Consider the following 8,600-nt stretch of genomic DNA (forward strand, 5'->3'; position numbering starts at 1 on the left):
GTGATTATTGACCTGAGGCGATTTGGTTCTGCCAATCAAGAGTAGAGAACCAGTACTCGTAACGCTCTTTCAACCAGCCATCTTCAGTACGTGCCTGAATCCAACTGTTAAAGAAAGCTTCTTTGTCACTTTCACCTAAGCGCACGGCAAATGCTTCGTTACCCTTAGACAAACGATCGGTGAAAGGAATAAAAAGCTTATCGCTGTTTTTCACTGTTTCATGTTCAGGCTTAGGGCTCGACGCTATTACTGCGTGCGCGTTGCCGTTAAGCACTTCCTGGAACGCTTGGGCGTCGTCATCAAACTGAAGAATTTTCGCTTTCGGGAAAGTTTCTCGTGCGACCTGTACAGTAAATGCCCCACGGCGAGCGGCGATTTTTACTCGGCGTGAATCGAAGTCACTCAGCTGAGAAAAACCTTCAGCTAACTCTTTGTTCGCTGCTACCTGAACGCCTGAATGAGAATATGGAGAGGTGAAAAGGACACTTTTGGCGCGTTCCGGAGTAATGCTCATGCCACCTATGATAACGTCGAACTTTTGCGCCAATAGCGCTGGAATAATGCCATCCCAAGCAGTAGGGACAAACTCAACTTTCCAACCTGAATCGGCTGCCAGTCGGTTAGCGACATCAATTTCAAAGCCGATTAAATCACCCTGTTTATCTCGCATTGCCCAAGGGACGAAAGTCGACATACCAACTCTTAGGGTTCCGCGCTCATTAATCTTATCAAGATTCGGAGTGTCAGATGCCAGACTTGGCAAGCTAATAGCCAGGCCTAACAGTGCGGTAATTGCGGCTTTAAAACCTTTACCCCTTAATAACGCTCTTGCAATGTTTCGCATAGTAATTTTCCTTTATTGTGTACGCCAACTAGCGCCAAGTTTATGTTCCATCCAAGCAGAAAGCCCTGACAGCATGAGTGTCAGAGTGAGATAGATTGCAGCGACAGTGAACCAGATTTCAAATGGCATTGCTGTTTCAGAAACGATATTTCTCCCTTCAGTCGTTAAATCAAAAATCGCCATCACACTAACGATTGAAGAGTTTTTGATTAAAGAAACGACTTCATTGGTCAACGGCGGTAACGTTCGTTGTAACAGTTGCGGCAATATCACATCATAGAAAGTGAAAAATCGACTCAGACCAAGTGATTTTGCTGCTTCAAACTGACCTTTGGGGATACTGTTTAGTCCGCCACGAAATATTTCCGCTGTATAGGCTCCCTGGAAAAGAGAGAGTGCTAATACCGCGGTGGCAAATCGATCAAGACCGATTACAGGACCGAATATAAAATAGAGTAGGTAGATCTGAACCAGTAGCGGTGTATTACGGATCACTTCGATATAAATGTTGGCCAGCCCTCGACCAACCCAAGAGTCGGAAAGTTTTAGTGCTGCGGTTGTCAGCCCGATCAAGAGCGTGAAAGCCAAGCTTAGCGCTGATATTTTAATTGTAACTAGCAGACCCTCTAGCAGTTCGGCAGGCCACCACTCTCCATCTTCGAAAAACAGGATGTAATCTGGCACGCGATGCCACTGCCATTGGTAGCCAATACTCTTGGCGCCAGAGTCTAGTAACCAAACTATGCCGACGAGCAAAAGAGTGATTTGTAGCAGCGCTGATAAAACAGGTTTTAATACTTTTATCATCGACTAGTGACTCAAAATCTGTTGTAGGAATTGTTGAGTTCTTGGGTGATTTGGTTGAGAGAACAGCTGCTCTGGTGAGTTGATTTCCAGAATCTCGCCCTGATCCATAAAGATCACCCTGTCAGCCACTTTGCGGGCGAAGCCCATCTCGTGCGTCACACACATCATAGTGATACCGTCGTTAGCCAGATCAACCATAACGTCGAGCACTTCCTGAATGGTTTCTGGATCGAGAGCTGAGGTTGGTTCGTCGAAGAGTAAAATCTCAGGCTGCATACACAGAGAGCGCGCAATTGCCACGCGCTGCTGCTGGCCCCCCGAAAGTTGTACTGGATATTTGTCGGCTTGCTGTTCAATGTTTACCCGACTGAGAAAATGCATTGCTCGCTGGTTAGCTTGTGCTTTTGACAAACCGAGTGTTCTGATGGGGGCCAGGGTCAGGTTTTCGAGCACAGTCAGGTGAGGGAACAAATTAAAGTGTTGAAACACCATGCCCACTTTACCCGCTTTGGGTAGGGATTGGTCGTCACCGAGAACGGAAATCGATCCGTTAGAAATCGATTCAAGTCCATTGACTGTGCGGATTAAGGTTGACTTACCCGAACCTGAAGGGCCGCATACCACCAAAATCTCGCCTTTAACCACACTAAGGTTAATGCCCTTTAGTGCGTGAAATTCACCGTACCATTTATCGACGTTACTAAACTCAATGGCTTTCATGCCTGATCTTATCGTAATTTTAATTATCTACTTACCTTAACAATATCAGCAACGTATTGCATCTTGTACGTAAGAGTATTACTACAAAGACCAGTGGTATTGGTTGTTTTTATTGGGTGTAACTATAGCTTTACACATTGTGTAAAATGTAAAAATGCCAAAAATATTGCCTTTTATTTAAAATAGTGGTTGCAACCTTGGTTTTTGATAGATAAGTTACAGGGAACAGGAACAAGAAAAGCTGAACGTTTTTTCACCGCCCAATTTTGGTGTAGCGTTCAACCAAGAGAAATAGGAAGAAGTAAGCAATGTTTCAGACAGATGATGTACGAATTAATAAAGTAAAAGAGTTATTACCGCCAGTTGCGGTTTTAGAGAAGTTTCCAGCGACTGAATCAGCTTCTTCGACCACGTTTCGCTCGCGTGAAGCCATCTCGAATATTCTAAAAGGCGAAGATGATCGCCTGCTGGTTATTATCGGTCCATGTTCAATTCACGATCCTGACGCAGCAATCGAATATGGCAAACGACTCAAAGTTCTTCGTGATGAACTGGGAGATCGTCTAGAAGTGGTGATGCGTGTTTACTTTGAAAAACCACGTACAACCGTTGGCTGGAAAGGCCTGATTAACGATCCGTACCTAAATGATACCTTTAAAATCAATGATGGTCTGCGTATGGGTCGTAAGCTACTGCTTGATCTTACCGATATGGGCATGCCTACGGCGAGTGAGTTCCTTGATATGATTTCACCGCAATACGTGGCTGACTTAATCAGTTGGGGTGCGATTGGGGCACGTACCACTGAGTCTCAAGTTCACCGTGAGTTGGCTTCGGGTATCTCATGTCCGGTAGGCTTTAAAAATGGTACAGACGGTAACATTAAGATCGCTTCTGATGCGATTCGTTCAGCAAGTGCATCACACCACTTCCTATCTGTAACTAAGTATGGTCATTCAGCGATCATTGAAACAGCAGGCAACCCTGATTGTCATATCATCCTTCGTGGTGGTAAAGAACCGAACTACAGTGCTGAACACGTGAGCGCAATTAAGCAAGAGCTAGCGCAGTCTGGCCTGCCTCAAAAAGTGATGATTGATTTCAGTCACGCAAACAGCTCTAAGCAGTACCAGCGTCAGATGGTCGTGGCAGAAGATGTCGCTAACCAGATTGCTGGTGGTGAAGAGGCGATCTTTGGCGTCATGATCGAGTCGCATCTGGTTGAAGGTCGTCAAGATTTGGTGGAAGGTGAAGAGTTAACCTACGGCCAGTCTATTACCGATGCTTGTATTGGTTGGGAAGATACTGAAAAAGTGCTTCGTCAATTGGCGGATGCGGTCGCAGAGCGCCGTAACAGCAAGTAGCCATCACTGTATAGAGAGAAAAAGCTCCCGAGGGAGCTTTTTTTGTTTGTTGGCTAATCGTTGCCCGCCAACGTCTGGCTTTAGCTCTAATGACTATCGGCCCATATAGGCTACAATCACCTTATCTTCACCTAAGGTTCTTGAAAATACGTAAGCGTTGTCATTCATAATTTGTAGGTGTTTGCCCGCGCCAATGGCAGGATGTTTTTGACGGAACTGACCGAGACTCTGCCAGTGAGAAAGCAGTTGTTTTCTTTCACTATCCAATTTCCACACCATGTCAGAGCGAGTGCCTTGATGAAAATCATCCGCATAAGGCCCAAGCTCACGGCCCACTTCATCACCATAATAGATCTGTACCGCTCCTGGGCTTAGCAGGAGAGCATTGGCCGCATTGCGCTGCATGTCGAACGATTTGAAGCGGTTAAAGAACAGCTCGGTATCGTGAGAAGACATATAACTTACAGGGGTGAAGTCTGGCGTTGACTGAATCGAGTCTGCGTAGTTTTGGTAAACCTCCTGCATTTGAGAGAAACATGCTGCACCTTTATCAAGTTTTTTCTGCATATCGAAGTTAATCAAAGCATCAAAGCCTTGGTCAGCATAAGGTGAGCGATAGGCCGAATGACCCCATACTTCGCCCATCATCCAAAATGGCAGACCTTGCTGGCCATTCTGTTCTCTCCATGTGGATAAACCGTCACTCGCAGCTTGTTTGAGCTTGAGCCATACGTCACCCTCTACGTGTTTGACCGTGTCGACCCGAAAGCCATCGATTCCAAAGCGCTTCACCCAGTCAGATTGCCACTCTACCAAGTAGTCAGAGACGGTGTAGTTGTCTCTATTCACCACACGTGTATCAGGATTGTTGAGCAACCACTGAGGCGGGCGAACAAACTTGGAAGACTCGGTGCGAAAATCGGGTAAACCCGCTAGATTCATTGTGGTGTCGCTACTTCCGGGTTGAGAGTAACCAGGCAGCCCTGCTCGTATCCAATCAGGGCCCCACCAATTAATCCACTGATCGCTTTGATAATCGATATGATTGTTGTAGCTGTGCCAATTTTGCTCGGGTTGCGGTTTCCACTCTGCCCAACTATCTGGTAGTGCATCGCTGCGGGTAACCTGCAAGTTGTCGAACTGCATGTCTGCCAGAGTGGCGTAACCTGAGTGGTTGACGACCGCATCCAGAAGAACCTTGATGCCGCGTTTATGTGCTTCAGAAACCAGAGTGCGCAGATCCTCTTCACTGCCGAAGTTTTGATCTATTTTGGTGAAGTCGCGAGTCCAGTAGCCATGGTAAGCATAGAAGGGAAAACTACCGCTCTCTCCGCCACCGACAAAACCATGCACTTGTTCAACAATTGGCGACAGCCAAATAGCGTCTGTACCTAAGCTCTTGATGTAGTCTAGCTTGCTAATTACCCCCTTGAGGTCACCACCATGGAAAGTGCCCACTTCTTGTTGTTGGTCTTTTTGACGTTGGTAGCTGTGATCATTGTCGGTGTCGCCATTGTTAAAGCGGTCGACCATAACAAAGTAGATATTGGCATTGTGGTAGCTAAATTGAGGTGTGTTCTCGGGAGACACGACAGGCTCTAAGAGGACTAAACCGCCACTGCTCTTAGCGGGTTTTAGAGTGACGGTGTTGCTGGATACTGTCACCATTTTCCCGCTTAATGCATCTCTTAGCTGGGTACCTTCTGCAAACGTGTCACCAAGGTTAATGGTGACCTCTTTTCCGGAATACTGACGGCACTGAACATCAGGGATCGGTCGATTAAATGTTTTGTCACTTTTTGTCGCCTGTCGAGCGACAGTCAAGGTATTGAGTTCAGGATCTAAGCTAAAGGCATAGTCGCCACTAAAACGAATATTTAGGGGAAGAATGGTGTCCTTTCCGCAGCTTAGAGACAGTGGGCGACGAAATTTCACTTTTTGATTCTCTGGCGCTTTGCATGTTCCTTCTATGCCGGAAATCGTGAGCTGGTAGCTCTCCTTGTTTAAAGATAAAACGACCGGTTCAGAAGCCGAAAGTGGGACATCTCGACTGGTTGTCGTGGTCGACAACGTAAGCGTAGGGCTGGCGAATACAGGAAAACTGCACAGTACAGCAAGCATAATAGTGTTGGGCACAAATGGGCGTTTCACGTTACATCCTTGAGGTCATCGTATTGGTGGCTAAATACTCTAACCTAGCAAGTTGTGGCCAACATCATTCCCATCATCTACGCCCTAAATTCCGAGAGTGGTCACATTATCTTTTACTAGAGGAGGACATTAGTGAGTCATTCTTATTGGGACGCATGTTGGTAAATGGGAGCATGTATTCTCATTTTTGAAACTTTTATCAATTATTTGCATGAAAAATTACTATCAATCGCCCCGACAGCCTAAATAATGTGCAATACGTTATAATTAGCAATATTACTGTTTATAAATGACTCAAATAATCGCTGGAATAAGCTGCGATTTTTGCTATTTTAATCCGATAAATAAAATGATACCAAGTGTTTCCATCCCCTTGATATTTCATGAGGGAGATGTAGTGAGGAACCGTTTATGGACGTGGATGTTTTGCGCCAAGCTGCTGTGATTAAAGAAATTTCTGGTGATGTAGTTATTGTTTCTCCGGATGGGAAAGCACGTAAAGCCGAAGTCGGTGACACGGTTGCAAAAAATGAGATAGTGATTACGGCGAATCAGTCGACTATTGTGATGGAGTCGCCAACGGCCGCATATCATCTCGATTCAAATGCCATCGCTATTGAGCCCGATGTGGGTGAATGGGGGGCGGTTCCTATTGCCGGCGAAGTCAATTTTGAGCTGGCTAACCTTGGTGACGGTGCGTTCGATGAAGCGGAACTAGCCGCCATTCAAGAAGCTATTTTAGCCGGCGCGGACCCTACAGAATTACTTGAAGCGACTGCCGCTGGCGGCGGAGCAGGTTCTGCAAACGCAGGTTTTGTGACCATTGATTATAATGGTGCAGAAGTGCTAGCAAGCACCTTCTTCGAAACCTCTGCTTTTGCGTCCAATAACCTTGATGAAACCGATGAAGAGGATAGACCATTAGTCTTTGCTGCTGGCGGGGAAAGCGTAAGCGAATCTTTGGTTGAAGGATCTTTATCTCAAGGTACTTACCCACAAACGATCACAAGCTCAGCTACGATTTTGGCTGGCGACTTACCGCTTGATCCCACTTCGTTTATTCCCAACGCTATTTCGCTAGCATCTCTTTTAAGTGAGTTGAATAGCGATATCACTTCTAATGGGCAGCCCGTTACGTTCAGCTACAACGCCAGTGAAAATGCGATTGTTGGCGTTTTAGGTGGCGAAGAAGTACTCCGCATTGATATCGATACCAGCAATCTTGGTAAAGACGTTGTTCTTGAACTTACCACCACGATTTCTCAGCCAATTGACCATGTTCCTTCTGTTGCTGGCGGTCAGGTTGCTTTCGATAATGATCAGATTGTCGTGTCTTTCGAAATTGAAGGTAAAGATAGTGGCGGCAACTCGATTCGAACGCCAATTGATGCTCAGGTCACCATCGGGGATGGTGCCAATGCTGAATTTACTGCGATTGATAGCGCCAATGTTTTTGAAGCGGGTCTGAATGATGGATCGGGTGTTGGGGCAACGAATACGGAATTTGAAGGGACGCTTAATGGTGCCTTAGGGAGCGACAAGGTAACTGAACTGCAGATTGATGTTGATGCATTTAATGCGGCGCAGCAGGATTCAGCGATCACCTCGCAAGGTCAAACTATTATTCTGGAAGCCGTTGATGGCCAGCCGGGTGTTTATTCAGGTTATATCTTACTTGAAGGTGTGCGAGTTGATGTACTTAAGATCACTATCGGTGATGTGACCAACAGTGACACTTCATTTAGCGCGGATTACAAAGTAGAGCTTCTGGATGAACTTGATCAGGGGCAGCAGGGCATGGATTCGATCGCTATTCCGCTACCCGTATTCGCGATTGATGCAGATAACGACCAGTCACAACGCTCTCAACTAGTGATTAACGTTGGCGACGATGTTCAGGTCGTTGTCGACGGTAGTTTGACTGTCACAGAACCAGATTTTGGCGCCACTGAAACCAGCAATGAAATTGATGTGATTACTGAGGCCGGGGCGGATAATGGCCAAGTAACGTCGTTTACCTTTGATGGTAAAGAGTACACGCTCGAAGAGGGCAAAACCGAATATGCCGTTACTGACGGTACGGTCAAGATCACCGCAGATGGTCAGTTATCATTTATTGCAAACAGCAATCTTAATCACAAAACCAGCGATACGATTACTCACACCATCGTTGTTACCGTCACCGATAAAGACGGCGACACGCTGACCAGCACCGTGGGTCTTGCGATTGCAGACGGCAAAAATCCAGTCATCGACAGCATTACATCAGTAGACGTATTTGAAGCTGGCCTGAGCGATGGCTCTGGTGTTGGTGACACTGATATCACAGCGACGGGTACGATTGACTTTACCACAGGCAGTGACAAAGTCGTCGCGATGGGCATTGATGTTAAGGCGTTTAATGATTCCTCAACGCTGACATCAGGTGGTAAGGATGTGGTGCTTGAAGAAGTATCAGCGGGCGTTTATCGCGGTTATATCACTGCCGGTGATGGTAGCAAAACCGAAGTACTGACGATTAACCTCGACCAAAACAATCTTGGTGAGTACAGCGTCACATTACATCAAGAAGTGGATCACGCGACTCAAGGACAAGACACCCTTGCGGTCAGCATTCCAGTCTATGCTGTCGACAGTGATAACGACCATTCCGCCAATAGCAACCTAGTGATCAATATTGGTGATGACCTACAAGTGGTCACTAACGGCAGTTT

Annotated in this window: 6 protein-coding genes; 2 read left to right on the forward strand and 4 right to left on the reverse strand. The window is 46.3% G+C overall.

The window, feature by feature from the left end:
• Positions 1-4: 4 nt before the first annotated feature.
• The 3 genes from ACQEXT_RS11760 to ACQEXT_RS11770 are packed head-to-tail and all read right to left on the reverse strand — an operon-like array spanning position 5 to position 2,371.
• Positions 5-844, reverse strand: coding sequence for a transporter substrate-binding domain-containing protein (locus ACQEXT_RS11760; RefSeq protein ID WP_426952182.1), 840 nt, complete (start codon positions 842-844; stop codon positions 5-7).
• Between the two features lie 12 nt (positions 845-856).
• Positions 857-1,651 (reverse strand): amino acid ABC transporter permease, encoded by a 795-nt coding sequence (locus ACQEXT_RS11765; RefSeq protein WP_426952184.1) that lies wholly within the window; start codon positions 1,649-1,651, stop codon positions 857-859.
• A 3-nt stretch (positions 1,652-1,654) separates the two neighbouring features.
• Positions 1,655-2,371 (reverse strand): amino acid ABC transporter ATP-binding protein, encoded by a 717-nt coding sequence (locus tag ACQEXT_RS11770; protein WP_426952186.1) that lies wholly within the window; start codon positions 2,369-2,371, stop codon positions 1,655-1,657.
• A gap of 308 nt (positions 2,372-2,679) precedes the next feature.
• Between ACQEXT_RS11770 and aroG the strand changes: the two genes are divergently transcribed.
• Complete coding sequence (gene aroG / locus ACQEXT_RS11775) at positions 2,680-3,735, forward strand: 3-deoxy-7-phosphoheptulonate synthase AroG (protein WP_331416847.1); 1,056 nt, start codon at positions 2,680-2,682, stop codon at positions 3,733-3,735.
• A gap of 93 nt (positions 3,736-3,828) precedes the next feature.
• Here aroG and ACQEXT_RS11780 read toward each other — a convergent pair whose 3' ends face one another.
• On the reverse strand, positions 3,829-5,856 hold the full coding sequence (locus ACQEXT_RS11780) for an alpha-amylase (protein ID WP_426952193.1): 2,028 nt from the start codon (positions 5,854-5,856) through the stop codon (positions 3,829-3,831).
• Positions 5,857-6,297: 441 nt separating this feature from the next.
• Here ACQEXT_RS11780 and ACQEXT_RS11785 point away from each other — a divergent pair.
• Positions 6,298-8,600, forward strand: a 2,303-nt coding sequence (locus tag ACQEXT_RS11785) for a retention module-containing protein (RefSeq protein ID WP_426952188.1), incomplete at its 3' end; no start/stop codon positions are given.

It is taken from the genome of Vibrio sp. TRT 29B02 (assembly GCF_050113655.1).
In the GTDB taxonomy this organism is placed as follows: Bacteria; Pseudomonadota; Gammaproteobacteria; order Enterobacterales; family Vibrionaceae; genus Vibrio.